Origin of the sequence: Metabacillus arenae (assembly GCF_014773385.1) — a bacterium.
GTDB classification, from domain to species: domain Bacteria; phylum Bacillota; class Bacilli; order Bacillales; family Bacillaceae; genus Metabacillus_D; species Metabacillus_D arenae.
In genome coordinates this window covers 24,131-39,814 of record NZ_JACXAI010000050.1, presented here as the reverse complement: position 1 = coordinate 39,814, position 15,684 = coordinate 24,131, and the positions used below count along the sequence as shown (strand labels likewise).

Here is a 15,684-nt window from a genome sequence, read left to right as displayed (position 1 = left end):
AAACCCTCTCTCTTTGGGAGCATAAGATGAAGAAATTCATTTCTGGAATCGTTTTTCCTTCAAGAATTTTGGCACGCCAAAGGCGTGACAGCAAGCGAAGCTTGCGGAGGCAGAAAAAGCGGCGTTTCCATACCCATTTTTTATTTGAGCCCCACACCAGCTCTTGTGTCATGTCAGAGCACAGCGGCGAGATGACACAAGAGCGTTATATCAAGCGACATATCCCCCGATTCTTTCCGTTTAAAACCCTCTCTCTTTGGGAGCATAAGATGAAGAAATTCATTTCTGGAATCGTTTTTCCTTCAAGAATTTTGGCACGCCAAAGGCGTGACAGCAAGCGAAGCTTGCGGAGGCAGAAAAAGCGGCGTTTCCATACCCATACCCCATCAGCTCTAGAGGGCAGCGGCGAGAAGACAATCATGCAAGATTCTAGTTCGGACAAAAAAGCTGATAAATGGACAATATATTGAAACATAAGCAAATAAAAATTTCCAAAGGACAATAAAATCAACACTTCTTACCAATACGGCAAATAAAATCTGCGATTGGGAAAGTAAAATTTAAGTAATAGACAATAACAACCTTTTTAAGGACAAAATATTTTGTATGAGGACAATAAACATTCCCGGTCAATTCCCTTATCAACCAAATCCACTTGAGTTCCAGCCAATTCCCCTATTCAAATTCAGCCAATTCCATCAGCTTTCCAACCAATTTCCTTATTAATTAATTCAGCTAATCCCACCAGTTTTCCAATCAATTTCCTTATTATTTCGCCAATTCTAAATTCAACGCTGGCTTCTAATAATTAGAATCAATTGAAATTTTCAATCTGAAAAGATTCCTAAGAATAATCGCTATAAGGAATAAACCTCCATTATTTCAAACAAGCTATAAAATAAAGGAGGTATTTCACAAACAATGAAAAAAGCCATCGGACTCGTATTATTCATTACCATTTGTACTGCCTGCAACGTAAACAATAAGGACTTGGGTGAAACTGATTCGGGGCTGCTTGATACGAATCAAGGACAAAGGACGGATGAAATACTTGTAGAATCTACTAGAGAAGTGAAATTTAATGAAGACAATAATGAATTTACGCCAACAGAAGCCGAGCAGCTTGTAAGGAGGAAATTAGGACTTTCGCAGAGTCGGCATGTTGTTCAATATGTTAATAAAGAGGAAGATAAATATATCATTCACGTATATAGTCTTTCGGAAAATGATAATAAAAACAACGGTTGGTACAATGTGGATCCAAAAACACAGGTTGTAGAAAAGTTAAAACATTAGTTACATTGCCAAAATAAAAAGGAAGAGAGCGCCTCTTCCTTTTTATCATTTACTATTTATCTTTAACTACAATGGTTCCTGCAATCAGATCATGCAGGGATTGTTTTCGTTCTGTAAAAAAGGCAATGATAAACCCTATCATGAATATAGAAGATATAAATTGCATAGAAAGATGTCGGCCTAAGGATCTCCAAAATGAAATTTTTTGACCGTTTAAATCCGTTACTTTTATTCCTAAAATTTTCTTTCCAAACGTTGCCTGCCATTTAGAAGCGTGCATTCCCGCATAATAGGCAATCCCGCCGCCGATTGAAATAACAAAAACCAAGATTAAGTATAAAATCATCTTTCCTAAAAATGCCATTGCTTCAGCATCAGAAATCTCTTCTTCGGGATATGTCTCACTAAATAACATTTGAGTTCCTCCATCAAGACCGAAGACGAGAATCGTGACTACAAAAAATAAAATATACATCGGAATGCCAATGATAATACCATCTAAAAAAATTGCTAAAAACCGCGCCCCGATACCTGCATACTCCTTTTCTGTCACTACTTCCTGATGTTCAATAGTTGTGTTTGCATCCAAAATTCTTTACCTCCTTAATTACAATAGTTTAATAGTACAGGAAATTAAAGTGAACTACCACCATATTTTGTAAAGTTTCCATTAAAAAGTTACTTTATTTCCAATCACCTCTTCCCTTTATATCGCATACTCTACATTGCATAGGCATTTGAGGAGAGGAGAAATCACCATGTATCCATATCATCGACAATTTCCTGGATTTCCACCTGGATTTCCGCCAGGAACTGACGGATCTGGCCAAGGTCAGGCTCCATCAGGACCACCTCCCAGCTATATTCCACAACAACAAGATGTAGGTTTATATGCTGTAGATCCTGGTGGAATAAGAGGGTGTCTTTATCGATTTACGTATGTTCGTTTAAATAATGGCCGCGCATTTTGGTATTACCCAACTTTCGTTGGCAGAAATTCTGTTGCAGGTTTTCGCTGGCGGCCTAACCAATATCGCTGGGTATATTTTGGAATAGATCTTGATAGAATTAGATCTTACACCTGTTAATAATCAACGAAAATTATCTGCCCAGAAATAAATAGGAATAAGGTATCAAGGAGATAGCCCTGATACCTTTTTTATCATTTTGAAAATTTAAGTTAATTAAAGTATTAACGTAATAAAGAATTTTAGCGTTTGCAGGGTTCAGCGCATAGACCGCCTGAGGTCACAGGCTAATCTTCAGAGAGAGGAAAAAACGCCTTTCTGTGAAGGCTAGCTCGAGTGCTCGCCCTAGGCTTAGCAAGGTGCTGCTTCCGCTTTTCATTGTTGCCCAGCTTCGAGGTCCATCGGCCCCTAGGTAATAAATCAATACATCATAAGGGGAAAATGGTTAAAAAAACACCTTTCATGCTAGATTGCTTTTTACTGAAGGACTAGCGCACTGCACCTTTCGCTCTACTTCTATTAAATTTGATCCTTTTGTACATGACAAGTGACAAAGCTTTGTCTTCTTTTTGCTTGAGCATAAATTTTTTCAATTTCTTCTTTATAAAAATTCATATGCTTTAAGGTTAATGCATTATACATTTCTTGTTTTAATTTTTGAACAATTACCCTTTCTTGCTCTGTTAACAAAATTTCTTCAGTTTTCATACCTCACACCCACTTTGTCCAGCCCCTGGAACCCCAGGACGCCCGAGATCATAATTCGATCCGTCATAGAAAACTATTATGACGGCTCTTTACTTATGCTGACTGTCAAATGACCAGTTGCTTTTCTTTTTTCACTTTTTTAACCTATCAATTAAAGCTTTGTCCCTTTATGAAAACGGAACCAGCCCATTTTTGCAAACGCATACAGCATAGAGGCAGATATTAATACCATCACGCCTAAGACAATGAAATAACTGTGCTTTCCTGCTAATTCAGGCATATACTGAAAATTCATGCCGTATACCCCGGCAATAAATGTTAATGGTAAAAAGATGGACGAAATAATAGTTAGTGTCATCATGATTCTATTCATTCTATCTGAGCTGATGGATAAATAGCTGTCACGAATATCAGCTGTTAGCTCACGGTTTGCATCAATCATTTCAACAAGCTTAAGTAAATGATCATAAATATCTTGAAAATAAATTTGCTGATCTTCTCCTTTTGGAACTTTTGAGGAGGAAATCATCCGGTAAAGCAAATCTCTCATTGGAATAATGGTACGGCGCAGCTTAGATATTTCTGTCCTGATATCGAAAATAACTTCCATTAATTCGCTGATTGATTGATCCATTGTATTTGCTTCTACATCATTTAACAGATCTTCATGTTTGTACACAGGAGGAAAGTAATCATCGACTAACAAGTCTGTCAGCTGATACATGACTTGCAGCGGTCCTGTTTGCAGGACTTCATCTTTTTTTACTTTGTGCCAGAGATTCGTTAAATTTCGGATTGGTTTTTTGTGAAAAGTTACAATAAACTTTTGATTTATAAAAAGATCCAATTCTTCAGGCTCCAACGTTTTTTGATGGATGGAGTGAAAAACAAGAAACAAATATTTTTCGTAATTATCCATTTTAGGTCTTTGAACATACTCTAAACAATCTTCAATGGCAAGCGGATGAAAATGGAAAAAACGGCTTAACTGCTTCACTTCTTGGCTCGTCGGTCTTTCAAAATCAACCCAATACCAAGATACCTCCTCCTTTTTAAGTTCTTTTAAAGGAACATCATAGACAACCTCTCCGTTTGTTTTAATCACAACAGCCTTAATCAACGAACATCACACTTTCAAACTTTTTACTAAAATGTTCCCCCTCTCAGGTAAATCTAAACAAAAATTATTGGAATCATATGTGATTACAACGGAACAGATGATAAGATATAGATTATACTACTAGATACAATAAAAGGTGATAACTAATGGAGCACTTAATTAACACAAATGTAAAAAATATTGAAATCTCTGGTATTCGAACATTTTTCAACATGGTATCGGACTATAAGGATGTGGTCCAGCTGACAATTGGACAGCCGGATTTTTACACTCCTCACCATATTAAAGATGCGGCTAAAGCAGCCATTGATGAAAATTTCACGAATTATACTCATAATGCAGGATTTCCGGAATTAAGAGAGGCTGCTGCAAATTATTTCAATAGAAAATACAGACTCACCTACAGACCAGAAAATGAAATAATTGTGACTACTGGAGCAAGCCAAGCAATTGATATTGCCTTTCGAACGATTTTAGATCAGGGAAGCGAAGTTATTCTTCCCGGTCCGGTATATCCAGGCTATGAACCACTTATTCGGATTAGCGGCGGGAAACCAATCCATGTTGATACAACAAAAAACGAATTTAAATTTACAGCAGACCTAATCGAACCGTACCTTACGAAGCAAACAAGATGTGTTGTACTCCCGTATCCGTCAAATCCAACTGGGATTACGTTAACTAAAGAGGAACTAAAAGACATTTCAGAATTACTTAAAGGTAAAGATATTTTTGTCTTATCAGACGAAATATATAGTGAACTGGTGTTTAATCAAGAACACACCTCAATCTCAAGCTTCCTCCGTGAGCAAACGATTGTGATTAATGGATTGTCAAAATCTCATAGTATGACAGGCTGGCGGATTGGCTTTTTAATGGCACCAAAGGAGATAACAGCTCACATTCTTAAAGTCCATCAATATAATGTGTCCTGCGCCTCCTCCATTTCTCAAAAAGCAGCACAATCTGCCCTTATAAGTGGGTTTGATGATGCTTTAGTTATGAAGGAACAATATCATGCTAGATTAAATTTTGTATATAACCGGCTAACCTCCATGGGCATGGACGTAGTAAAACCGGGTGGAGCTTTTTATTTGTTTCCATCAATAAAAAAATTTGGTTTATCCTCATTTGACTTTGCTCTTGCACTTGTTCGGGATTCTGGAGTAGCAGTAGTACCTGGGAGTGCATTTTCGGCCTGCGGGGAAGGGTTTGTAAGAATTTCGTACGCTTATGCAAAAGAAGAATTAGAAGAAGGACTAAATCGGATAGAAGCATTTATCAATCAAATCTCATAAGAAAAAGGTATTATGTTTTTTCTTGATTTTCAATAAAAAACAACGGCAAAGGCCGTTGTTTTTTGTGGTATTAAGTAGTCGGAAAACAAATTGTAAAAGTGGTCCCTTTTCCTTTTTCAGTATCAATTTTAACTGTACCTTTATGATTTTCAATAATCTTGAACGTAATCATTAACCCTAGTCCCGTTCCTTTTTCTTTTGTCGTAAAGAACGGTTCCCCTATTTTTTTTAGAATCTCCTTAGATATCCCTTCGCCTTCATCAGCAACCTGAATGAGCAGACAATCTCTTTGCTTCCTGCAAACTATTTTTACTGTACCACCGCTTTTCATAGAATCGATTGCATTCTTAATTAAATTGATAAAAACCTGCTTCATTTGATTTGGATCACAATCCAGCCATAACTCTGAACCGGCAAATTCCTGTTCAATCACTACATTGTTTAAATTAGCTTGTGTTTCTAATAATGTTGATACATCGTGCAGCAGAACTTTCATATCAATTGATTGTGCAACAGTTTGCTGAGGCTTCGCCAATAGTAATAGTTCGCTTAATATTAATTCAATTCGGCTTAATTCTGAAAACACAATATCAAAATATTGTTTTTTCTTTTTTTGATCAGGCTGCATTAATTGCAAAAAGCCTTTAATGGCTGTTAAAGGATTTCGAATTTCATGTGCGATGCCTGCTGCAAGCTGTCCGGCAACAGATAATTTTTCAGACCGGATCATAAGTTCTTCCGCTCTTTTCCGATCGGAAATGTCCCTTAATATTACTTGTACAGCGGGTTCTCCAAAGTAGGTCGTTGGAATACAGACCATCTCGGTATAAATCGTCTTTTCATGAAAGGTAAACCAGGACTGAGTACGCACTTCATTTTCTGTTTTTCCATGAATAATGTTCGCCATCATCTCCTTCGTATGCTGGTGGTCATCAGGATGAAGGTATTGATAGATGTTTTTCCCCAACATGTCAGGGTAATCGTTTGCTTGGAATAATTTCACCCCAGATTCATTGATAAATACCCACTTTTCACAGTGTATGACAGCGATTGTATCGAGGGAGTTTTGAATAAGACGCTGATATCGTTCACGGCTCTTTTGCAAAATTTTTTGAAATTTTTTGCGAGAAGAAATATCAATTAATAAAACCATTTCGGCATATTCACCTTGAAAAATAGTTGGTGTGGCTTTTACTTCTAAATGAAGTGGTGTACCATCCACTCGTATCCAGGTTTGTTCAATTAACCCGACAAATCCTCCTTGCTGCATCCTGCTGATCCGGTTTTTTACAATGTCATGAAATTCCTCAGCAATAAATTCATAAGTCATCCGTCCGATTAAATCCTCATTTGATTTTACACCTAACAACAATACCATGGACTTGTTTACAAAAAGAATCTTCCCCTCTTTTGAAATAAACATGGGGCTTGGAAGCTCCTCTAATAAGTGTGCTGCATCATTTACACAAGATAAATGGTTTTCTTTATCCAGTGTATAAACCTCTTCCCCTTTATGAATTAATTGTGTTTCAGGGGGACATACAATAATTTTTAATATCATTTCTCTATCCTGCTGCACGACCGTGCTTTTAATAAAATCCACATAAATTTCTATCCAAATATAAGATTGATCCCTTTTTTGAAAACGGAAGTTACACGGGTACAGATGATGTTCATTATAAAAATAGCTTTCTACTAAAAATAAATCTTCTTTATGAACATAATCCTTTATGTAAGAGCCCACAATAAAACTTGGTTCATATCCTAAAAACTCCTTTGAATTAGAGGATATATATGAAAAACGGCCACTCGCTGTTATTACGGCATACAAGTCGATTTTTTCTACCAATTGTTTGGATGTTTCCAAATCTTGTTTCATTGGTTCCCCCCCTTTTTCTCTTCTAAATTATGAAGGACACTTCTATGGTAGACGTTTTCCTGGAAAACGATTGTTATAAAAAGCGCAAGGCGCAGCCTATCGGCGATAAGCACAAGGCGAGCCGGCAGGGATTGACCCTGAGACCGAAGAGCCAATGGCGCCCAGCGCTGGACAAAGATATCTCACTTTAACACTCTAATAAACATAAATTTTCTTAACCTACAAAAAATTCTTTAAATTCAAAACCCCTTTTATTCGTTTTGTTTGCTTCTCTGATCGGCTGATCACTGAATGAGAGGACCAGTCAACCTACACCCCATGGACAATAACCTCGCACTTTGGAGCAACATAATAGTTTATCATACTGACATTTTCGCTTTTTATTATCAATTTCCTGCTAAAATGTTCCTTTTCACCACATTTTTTACTTTTTATAGGATTTGAATGAACATTATAACGAGTAAAGCTATTGGGAAAAAGCTTCTCTTGTTTGTGGTAGTTCTCGTTTTTTCTATCCTGTTTTCTGTTTTTTGTTGTTGAACGAATTGATCGAGCTTCAATAAGAGAGGCACGAATTTATCTACACATTCTTTTTATGGCAAGGTTTCTTGTTTACGCTTATTTTCCTATTTACCGTTTTTTCTATGTGAAATGAGAACATTCAATACCAGGCTTCATGTTTGTTACTATATAAAAAACGAGGCTGAAAATGCCTCGTTTGGTTAATGCATCCCTCTATACTTTCCATCATTTTTTGGCGCCTTTTCCTTTTTTGCTTTTTCATGATGTGCTTTGTTTGCGTTTGCGCTGCCTATTTCATGACTAAACTCAGAGTCAATGACACTTGAATCGAATCCTTTTTTATTTTTTTGCTGAGGGTCATTTTTACTTGTGCGCTTTGCCATGCTTGCCACCTCTTTTCCTTAGTCTACTTTTAACTTTCCAAAAAGGTTGAATACTTATTCTTCAAAAGCCCTCATCATATTTGTTGCATGGGTAACGACCCCGCCAGATTTAACAAGGGCTGCCACCATCACGGCCTCAGCTAATTCTTGTTTTGAACATCCTTCATTCCTTGCCTTCTTTGTATGCTTATGGATAGCGTACGGACATTCTGTCGTGTGGGCAACTGAGACCGCGATTAGTTCTTTCATTTTTGCCGACAGTTTACCATCACTTGTTGCTGCAGTAAAAAAAGAAGCTGCTGATGAATGGATCATGGCTGGTAAATCAGTTAACGAATCGAGTTTTTGGATATCAGACCGATCATATATCATATTTTTGGGATTTTCATCAGATGCATTGTACATTTGCAAACGATGTGCATAAGGACCTTCTGCTTCAATCGCTGCTGCCGTCAAAATAGCTTCGAACAATTCTTCCACTGTCGCACCATGATCTTTTGCTTTTTTAGTGTGAAAATCAATACAATAAGGACATTCTGTAACACATGAGACGGCTACAGCAATAATTTCTTTTTCTTTTCTAGTAAGGGTCCCTTCATTGAGAACCGTTTTACTAAAATCAACATATTTCCCGTAAAGCTCTGGAGCTAAACTTTTAAACTTTTTCATATATTGAATATTTTCCTTAGGATAGAGATTTTCGATGATGATCATCTCCTTTCACTTTCCGTTTAGGATTTGTTAATTACGCAAAAAAAATGATCAAATGTCCAGTAATTTTAAAAAAGTGACTTTGACTGGGTATTGAAGTATAATTCCTGAAATCTGAATAATTAAATGAGAGATTTCTTAGCGAAGATTTTCCTTTTTGACATTTCATTTGTTCAGCTTTTGGCCAACTATTCTTTTTAATAATTTTACTAACTGGAATTATCGGAATGAAGACATTTACTAAAAATAACAATGAAAATACAAGAGGTGAGTATTAATGGTGTGGGGATTATTATTGTTAGCAGGTCTGGAGGAAGTGATTGCTACAATTGCAATGAAATACATGGATGGACTAAGAAAAAAATGGCCTATATTCGTTATGATGATCGGCTTTATCTTTTCATTTTATTGTCTGTCGAAAGCAATGCAAGTACTCCCTGCTGGAGTTGCTTATGGAGTATGGACTGGTATTGGCAGTATAGGAATCACATTAGTCGGTATACTGTGGTTTAAAGAACGATTTAGTTTTTCTCAATTACTATCACTTTGTCTTATTTTAATAGGGGTCATTGGTTTAAGGCTGACATCGTAAACCAATTTCAAAATAAAAATTAAACTAATCTATCAGAGTTAAAGTACGTCTAAAGAATTGGTAATAACTATGGTCCCGAGTTACTATTTAAATAACTCTATATTAAAAGGCTGCCAATTTACAGGCAGCCTTCCATTTCTCTATTTACTCAGTTTCCTCTTGCTTACCAGGTACTTCTCCTTTTGCACGCTGCTCTTTTAAATCAACATAGGCATTTACGATGCCGCTGGCAATCTTTTTGTTAATGCCAGATTTTCCTCCGTCGCCCGCCCATGGAACAACAACACTAAATGCGACTTCCGGATTGTTTGAAGGGTAATAGCCGACAAATGTTAAATTATAAGTCGGGTTCCCGCGGTATCTCGTTTCATTTCCATAATAGAACGATTCAGCTGTACCTGTTTTTCCAGCGACATCATGGTCAAAGGCGGCGGCAGCTGTACCTGAAGTGGTAACCCGTTTAAACCCAGTTTGAACTTTTTGCAAGTCACCAGGTGTGTTATTTATTCTATTTAAAACTGTCGTATTATTTTCCTTTATTACTGGCCCTAACTTTGCTTCATTATTTGGCGCATGGACCGTTTTCATGATTCTAGGCTGGATACGGTACCCACCATTTGCAATCGTTGACACGTACTGTGCCATTTGAAGCGGTGTATACGTATCATACTGACCTATGGAAATATCCAGCAATAACCCAGGTTGAGTAGGATTTCCTTGCTGACCTGCAGATTCCTGCGGAAGGTCAACCCCTGTTGGAACACCTAATCCAAACTGACTAAAATAATTTCTCATCCTTTGAAAATCCTCGTTGCTGGCATTGAAACCGCCGCCCCTGGTATAGGTTTCACCTGCTATTTCCATCGCAAGCCTAAACATATAAATGTTAGAACTCTCTTCCAACGCTGTCACATCATTTACCCAGCCTAAATTTGTCCAAGATGATTTTCTGACTCCCCCAGCTAAATAAATTGGTTGATCACTGTAACCTTGCCCATGAGGGACCCCATGCTGATAACCAGCTAAAACAGTCGCTCCTTTGACTGTCGATCCCATCTCATACTGTGAGGCAAACGTTCCTGTTGAAAAATCTAAAAACTCAGATCGGTTGTCTGGGTCAATTTGCTTCCCAGCCATAGCGAGAATGTCACCTTGATTCGGATCCATCATGACGACAAAAGCTCTTTCTAATGTATGATTTCCTCCAAACCCCTTCGCAGCACGTATTTCTTTCTCAATTATATCTCCTACTCTTTTTTGCAGCTCCATATCAAAGGAAAGCTGCAAGTCGTACCCTCTTCGTCCCTCATCGATTAACTGCTCAGAAATAATGTTTCCGTTTTTATCCTCAATTAACTCAACCTTTGACTTAATTGGATTCAAGTAATCCTCGTAATGATATTCAAGATAGGACTTTCCAACACGGTCATTTCTCGCATAGCCTCTGGAAAGGTAAAAGTTTTCCCGTTCTGAAAGAATTCCTTGCTCCGGCGAAGTAACCGATCCGAGAATTGGGCGCAGCACATCTCCAAATGGATACTCCCGGTCCCAATCGGTAATGACATCGACACCAGGGAGCTCTTCAAGATGTTCAGCCACAACCGACACCTCTTCATCAGTTAGATTTTCTGACTTAACAACAGATGGCTGGTAGTAGTAGCCACTCGTAAACCGCGTATAGATGGCCGCAATCTCCAGCTCCTCAGGTGATTGCTTAATTTTTTCAATTTCCTTTGGATCAATTCTTGTTAATTGCAGCTGGTAGGTTTCTGCAGGTTTTAGCTTCAATTCCTTTTCTTCAAGCAGGGCTGCAGCTTCTTTGGTATGAGCTGCAAGCCAATAATCCTGCAGGTATCTTTCCTTAAACTCATCTTTATTTTTTTCTTTGAGCAAATCGGGACTCACTTCAATAAGCTCTGCAAGCTTCTTTGCAATTTTAATTTTTTCCTCTGCTTTAGCTTTTTTATCTTGTGTATAAGTGATAGCCGGAATACTTTTATTATCAACTATCACATTTCCGAAACGATCGTACATTTTTCCTCTTGGTGCAGGAAATGAAGCGATGTTGCTCTCGGTCTTCTTAACTTCCTTTGTATATTCTTCCCCTTGAACGATTTGTACGACACCTAATCGTACAATTAAGGCTGCAAACAACATAAAAACTAAGAAAAAGAAAATGTTCATTCGGTAGTGGCGAGATTTTTTCATTTTCTTTGACTCAGTTTGATTTGTCCGTTGCTCAGTCACTTAAAACAATTCTCCTTTCAATCTCTTAAACTGAAATAGTAAGACTTTTACAGTATCTGATATATATTGTAACATTTGCGTAATCATTGTTACACAAAAACTTGGATAAAAAAGTTGTCAATCATTAATTTTATGAATTTTTTAGTGGGACTGGATTTTTAAGGAAAAATATATTCTCCGACAATATTCTTATGAAAATCTATTTTTCTAGTATTCATAGGGAATAAGACTTAGGTTCCTCAAATAATTAAAATCTGCCAAATTGTCAATGGAAACTAGTGGATACATTGTTACAAAACCACCGTGTTAAGATGAGTTTGTGTTAGCGAGGGCTAATCAAAAAAAATCATTCTTCAAGGAGGAATACAATTCATGAAGAAATCAATCATGGTATCAGTTGCAGCAGCAGCTACATTATTTACATTTAACGGTGGACAATCTGCGGATGCAGCGGAGCTAAATAAAGCAGATATCCAATCGAAAGTTGTTCAATTGGGTGTGGATTGCAACTTAAATAATATTAATCAAGAACAAGTACAACAGATCTTAAATAAAAATATCGACCAAAAACAAATTCAAGAAATCATGAATAAATATTTCCAAGGTCAGCAAGCTCAAGCTCAGCAGCCACAGCAAAAGGAACAAGCTCCTAAGCAAGAGCAAGCTCAAAAGCCACAACAACAAGCACAAGCACAGCCAAAAGAGCAAGCACAAGCTCAACCAAAAGAACAAGCACAAGCTCAACCAAAAGAACAAGCACAACCTGCACCACAACAACAGCCTAAGCAAGAAGCTCAAGCTGGGGAGCAGCCAAAAACTGAGCAAACTAATAAAAGTGTAAGTGAATTTGAACAAAAAGTAGTAGATTTAACGAACGCAGAACGTCAAAAGCAAGGCTTAAAGCCACTTCAATTAGATACAAAATTAAGTGATGTTGCACGCGAAAAGTCTAACGATATGAAAGCGAAAAACTACTTTGATCATAACAGCCCAACTTACGGATCACCATTTGATATGATGAAGCAATTCGGTATTGACTACCGTACAGCTGGAGAAAACATTGCAATGGGACAACAGTCTCCAGAAGAAGTAGTAAATGCTTGGATGAACAGTGAAGGCCACCGTAAAAACATCATGAACAGCGAGTTTACTCACATCGGTGTAGGCCATGTAGCTGAAGGTAACTACTGGACTCAAATGTTCATTGGAAAATAATAGATGAAGAGGATGAGAGATAGCTATGAATAGCTATCTCTTTTTTTATTATTGGTGTATATGCAAACTTTGTTGTTTAGAACAAAATGATGATTCCAGAGGCTTGATGCGAGACTAGAAGCAATTGGCGATTTACCGATTGCCTTAATTTAAATGGGCTATTTCATCCAAAAACAACAATCTTTCAGAAAAGTGCTTTATTATAGAGCTTCCAAATAGATCAAATTCTGTTTGACACTTTCAATAGGATTTCGATATTCCTCTTTACTCCCAATATTTAATTAGGGCTTGGGTCCCACTGTTTTCTTCCCCTTTTTCGATCAGTTGATTGTAAAGAGAAATGGCTAGTTCAAGCCCAGGAGTTTCGAAACCGTTAAATTCGGCTTCCTCGAGAGCAATATTCATATCTTTTACAAAATGCTTGATATAAAATCCCGGCTCAAAATCATTGTTCAGCATTCTTGGTGCCAAATTAGATAATGACCAGCTCCCCGCTGCCCCTGTCGATATGCTTTTCAATACATTTTCTGGATTTAAACCTGATTTTTTGGCATAAGCAATTGCCTCACACACTCCAATCATGTTGGAGGCTATCGCAATTTGATTGCACATTTTTGTGTGCTGCCCTGAACCTGCTTGTCCTTGATATTGAATATTTTCCCCCATTTTCTCAAAAATAGGCTTCATTTTTTTGAAGGCTTCATTACTTCCTCCAGCCATAATAGCTAGTTTAGCCTTTTGTGCGCCCACATCTCCCCCTGAAACTGGGGCATCTATGGAATGAATTCCTCTTTTGTTTGCTTCCTCATAAATTTTCACAGCCAAAGATGGTTTTGAAGTAGTCATATCGATCACATACGTATCTTTTTTTGCATGCTTTAATATCCCATTTTCTCCAAGGTAGATTTCCTCTACATCAGCAGGATAACCGACCATTGTAATGATGACATCAACATTAGCTGCAAGTACTGGAACACTTTCTTGCCAGATTGCTCCTTGAGCAAGAAGTGATTCCGCTTTATTCTTTGTTCTTGTATAAACATATAACGGATGACCTGCAGATAGTAAATGTCCTGCCATGCTTTTCCCCATTACACCAGTACCGATAAACCCAATTTTCTCCATTATTTCCCCTCCTTGTCACAACTCTCTCTAGACACTTTTAACCATTCCGCCATCGACTAACAGAGTCTGTCCTGTTACATATGTATTGACTTCTGACAAAAGGAAAGTGACATATGCAGCAAACTCTTCAGGCTTTCCATACCTTCCAAGTGGAATCCCTTTTTTGACGCTTTCCTCCATTTGTTCCCTTGTTATCCCTTGTTTCTTTGCATTTCCTTCATCTAAAGACGCCACCCTGTCGGTTGCAATTCTTCCTGGTGCCACTGTATTAATTAAAATGTGATATTTGGCCAATTCCTGTGCCAATGTTTTTGTCAAACCTACAATTCCTAACCGGAATGTATTTGATAAAAGCAAGCCGGGAATAGGTTCTTTTACAGAGGATGAAGCAATATTTACAATTCTTCCTCCGTTTTCTTTCATACTCGGCAACACTTCGCGAATCATCCGAATATAACTTAATAAATTGAGTTCAAAAGCATGCTGCCAATCCTCATCTGTCATTTCTTCAAATGTACCTGCTGGCGGCCCGCCGGCATTATTGACAAGCATGTCAATTGTGCCAAATCTTTGGATTGTTTCACCAACCAGATCCTTAATTTGATCTGAATTTTTAACATCACATGCTTGATAGAAAACGTTACCACCATTTAAGTGCTCCAGCTCATTTTTCACCTTTTCGAGTTTCTCAGAATCCCGGCTTGTTATGACAACGTTTGCGCCTTCTTCAACTAATTTTTCAGCAATTGCTTTACCTAATCCTTGACTTGAGGCAATAATTAATGCTGTTTTGTCCTTTAATGCTAAGTCCACTTTCTTCCCTCCAGCATTCAAAATATGTTTTTATTATTGTACCATGATAAAAAAAAGAAAGGGAACAACCACGCTTTTGTATATCGGCATAGTTTGTACCTTTATTTTAGTCTTATAGGGTAATGAATGGCTTTTAAAAAAACATCCGGAGGGGAAAATGATGAACGTAAATAAAAAGAACATACAAATAAATGAGAAAAATTCGTTATACACATTTTGAATTCGGGTCAAAAACCTTTGCTTTATGTTTTCAGGTGCAAGGTTTTCAAGTAAGCCATCATTATGACAACAAATAAAAGAATCCTTTTAGTATTTGGGATAGATTCTTTATTTACATCTAATCCTTTTTTATTCTTATTCAAAAAATTTTGTCCCATTCTAGCCTCTGCATCATCTGTGTTGATCTACAAGAATGGTATTACCATCAGGATCTTCAATTGTAAAACTTGCAGGACCTTCGCTTGTTTCTTCTGCTTCTGACAACATCTTAATTCCTTTTGCTTTAAGCTGCTTTTGAAGGTCTCGAATGTCTGTAAATGAATCAAGATTTTCTGCATTTTCATTCCAACCTGGATTAAACGTCAGAATGTTCTTTTCAAACATTCCCTGAAAAAGACCAATGACGGTACTTTCATTCTTCATGATTAGCCAATTTTGTGTAATATCTCCACCTAAGGCTTGAAATCCCAGATTTTCGTAAAATGATTTTGATTTATTAATGTCTTTGACACTTAAACTTATAGAGAATGCGCCTAGTTTCATATTTCCTCCTCATAAAAAATTAATAATTTAGAAAGTTTTTTGCAT

General features: G+C 37.3%; 16 protein-coding genes. 6 read left to right on the top strand and 10 right to left on the bottom strand.

Features of this window, described 5'->3' with window-relative positions:
• Together IC621_RS24360 and IC621_RS24355 are read left to right on the top strand one after the other, a co-directional pair.
• Positions 1–470 (top strand): hypothetical protein (locus IC621_RS24360; protein ID WP_224752790.1); only part of this gene is annotated, 470 nt, incomplete at its 5' end.
• A gap of 451 nt (positions 471–921) precedes the next feature.
• Positions 922–1,296, top strand: a complete 375-nt coding sequence (locus IC621_RS24355; protein WP_191162368.1) for a hypothetical protein — start codon at positions 922–924, stop codon at positions 1,294–1,296.
• Between the two features lie 52 nt (positions 1,297–1,348).
• Here the strand turns inward: IC621_RS24355 and IC621_RS24350 are convergent, their stop codons facing one another.
• Complete coding sequence (locus tag IC621_RS24350) at positions 1,349–1,885, bottom strand: RDD family protein (RefSeq protein ID WP_224752789.1); 537 nt, start codon at positions 1,883–1,885, stop codon at positions 1,349–1,351.
• Positions 1,886–2,054: 169 nt separating this feature from the next.
• On the opposite strand from IC621_RS24350, the gene IC621_RS24345 reads away from it, so the two are divergent.
• On the top strand, positions 2,055–2,384 hold the full coding sequence (locus IC621_RS24345) for a transporter (protein WP_191162366.1): 330 nt from the start codon (positions 2,055–2,057) through the stop codon (positions 2,382–2,384).
• Positions 2,385–2,783: 399 nt separating this feature from the next.
• Here IC621_RS24345 and IC621_RS24340 read toward each other — a convergent pair whose 3' ends face one another.
• Positions 2,784–2,972, bottom strand: coding sequence for a hypothetical protein (locus tag IC621_RS24340; protein WP_191162364.1), 189 nt, complete (start codon positions 2,970–2,972; stop codon positions 2,784–2,786).
• 151 nt (positions 2,973–3,123) lie between these two features.
• Complete coding sequence (gene corA / locus IC621_RS24335; RefSeq protein ID WP_191162362.1) at positions 3,124–4,092, bottom strand: magnesium/cobalt transporter CorA; 969 nt, start codon at positions 4,090–4,092, stop codon at positions 3,124–3,126.
• 146 nt (positions 4,093–4,238) lie between these two features.
• Here corA and IC621_RS24330 point away from each other — a divergent pair, with 146 nt between their 5' ends.
• On the top strand, positions 4,239–5,390 hold the full coding sequence (locus tag IC621_RS24330; protein ID WP_191162360.1) for an aminotransferase A: 1,152 nt from the start codon (positions 4,239–4,241) through the stop codon (positions 5,388–5,390).
• A 70-nt stretch (positions 5,391–5,460) separates the two neighbouring features.
• On the opposite strand, the gene IC621_RS24325 is transcribed toward IC621_RS24330, so the two are convergent.
• From IC621_RS24325 to IC621_RS24315, 3 genes are all read right to left on the bottom strand, one after another.
• Positions 5,461–7,269, bottom strand: coding sequence for a PAS domain-containing protein (locus IC621_RS24325; protein ID WP_191162357.1), 1,809 nt, complete (start codon positions 7,267–7,269; stop codon positions 5,461–5,463).
• A 722-nt stretch (positions 7,270–7,991) separates the two neighbouring features.
• Positions 7,992–8,174: a hypothetical protein gene (locus IC621_RS24320; RefSeq protein ID WP_191162355.1), complete on the bottom strand. Its 183-nt coding sequence runs from the start codon at positions 8,172–8,174 to the stop codon at positions 7,992–7,994.
• Positions 8,175–8,228: 54 nt separating this feature from the next.
• Positions 8,229–8,888 (bottom strand): carboxymuconolactone decarboxylase family protein, encoded by a 660-nt coding sequence (locus tag IC621_RS24315; RefSeq protein WP_191162353.1) that lies wholly within the window; start codon positions 8,886–8,888, stop codon positions 8,229–8,231.
• A 274-nt stretch (positions 8,889–9,162) separates the two neighbouring features.
• On the opposite strand from IC621_RS24315, the gene IC621_RS24310 reads away from it, so the two are divergent.
• Complete coding sequence (locus tag IC621_RS24310) at positions 9,163–9,477, top strand: DMT family transporter (RefSeq protein ID WP_191162351.1); 315 nt, start codon at positions 9,163–9,165, stop codon at positions 9,475–9,477.
• Between the two features lie 144 nt (positions 9,478–9,621).
• On the opposite strand, the gene IC621_RS24305 is transcribed toward IC621_RS24310, so the two are convergent.
• Entirely contained in the window at positions 9,622–11,685 is a 2,064-nt protein-coding gene (locus IC621_RS24305; RefSeq protein WP_224752792.1) for a peptidoglycan D,D-transpeptidase FtsI family protein, read from the bottom strand.
• A 411-nt stretch (positions 11,686–12,096) separates the two neighbouring features.
• Here IC621_RS24305 and IC621_RS24300 point away from each other — a divergent pair, with 411 nt between their 5' ends.
• Complete coding sequence (locus IC621_RS24300; RefSeq protein ID WP_191162349.1) at positions 12,097–12,939, top strand: CAP domain-containing protein; 843 nt, start codon at positions 12,097–12,099, stop codon at positions 12,937–12,939.
• Positions 12,940–13,203: 264 nt separating this feature from the next.
• Here the strand turns inward: IC621_RS24300 and IC621_RS24295 are convergent, their stop codons facing one another.
• The 3 genes from IC621_RS24295 to IC621_RS24285 all read right to left on the bottom strand — a co-directional run bounded on the left by IC621_RS24295 (position 13,204) and on the right by IC621_RS24285 (position 15,639).
• Positions 13,204–14,064, bottom strand: coding sequence for an NAD(P)-dependent oxidoreductase (locus tag IC621_RS24295; protein ID WP_191162347.1), 861 nt, complete (start codon positions 14,062–14,064; stop codon positions 13,204–13,206).
• Positions 14,065–14,091: 27 nt separating this feature from the next.
• Positions 14,092–14,877, bottom strand: a complete 786-nt coding sequence (locus IC621_RS24290) for an SDR family oxidoreductase (protein WP_191162345.1) — start codon at positions 14,875–14,877, stop codon at positions 14,092–14,094.
• Positions 14,878–15,267: 390 nt separating this feature from the next.
• Positions 15,268–15,639, bottom strand: a complete 372-nt coding sequence (locus IC621_RS24285; RefSeq protein WP_191162343.1) for a VOC family protein — start codon at positions 15,637–15,639, stop codon at positions 15,268–15,270.
• Positions 15,640–15,684: the final 45 nt, after the last annotated feature.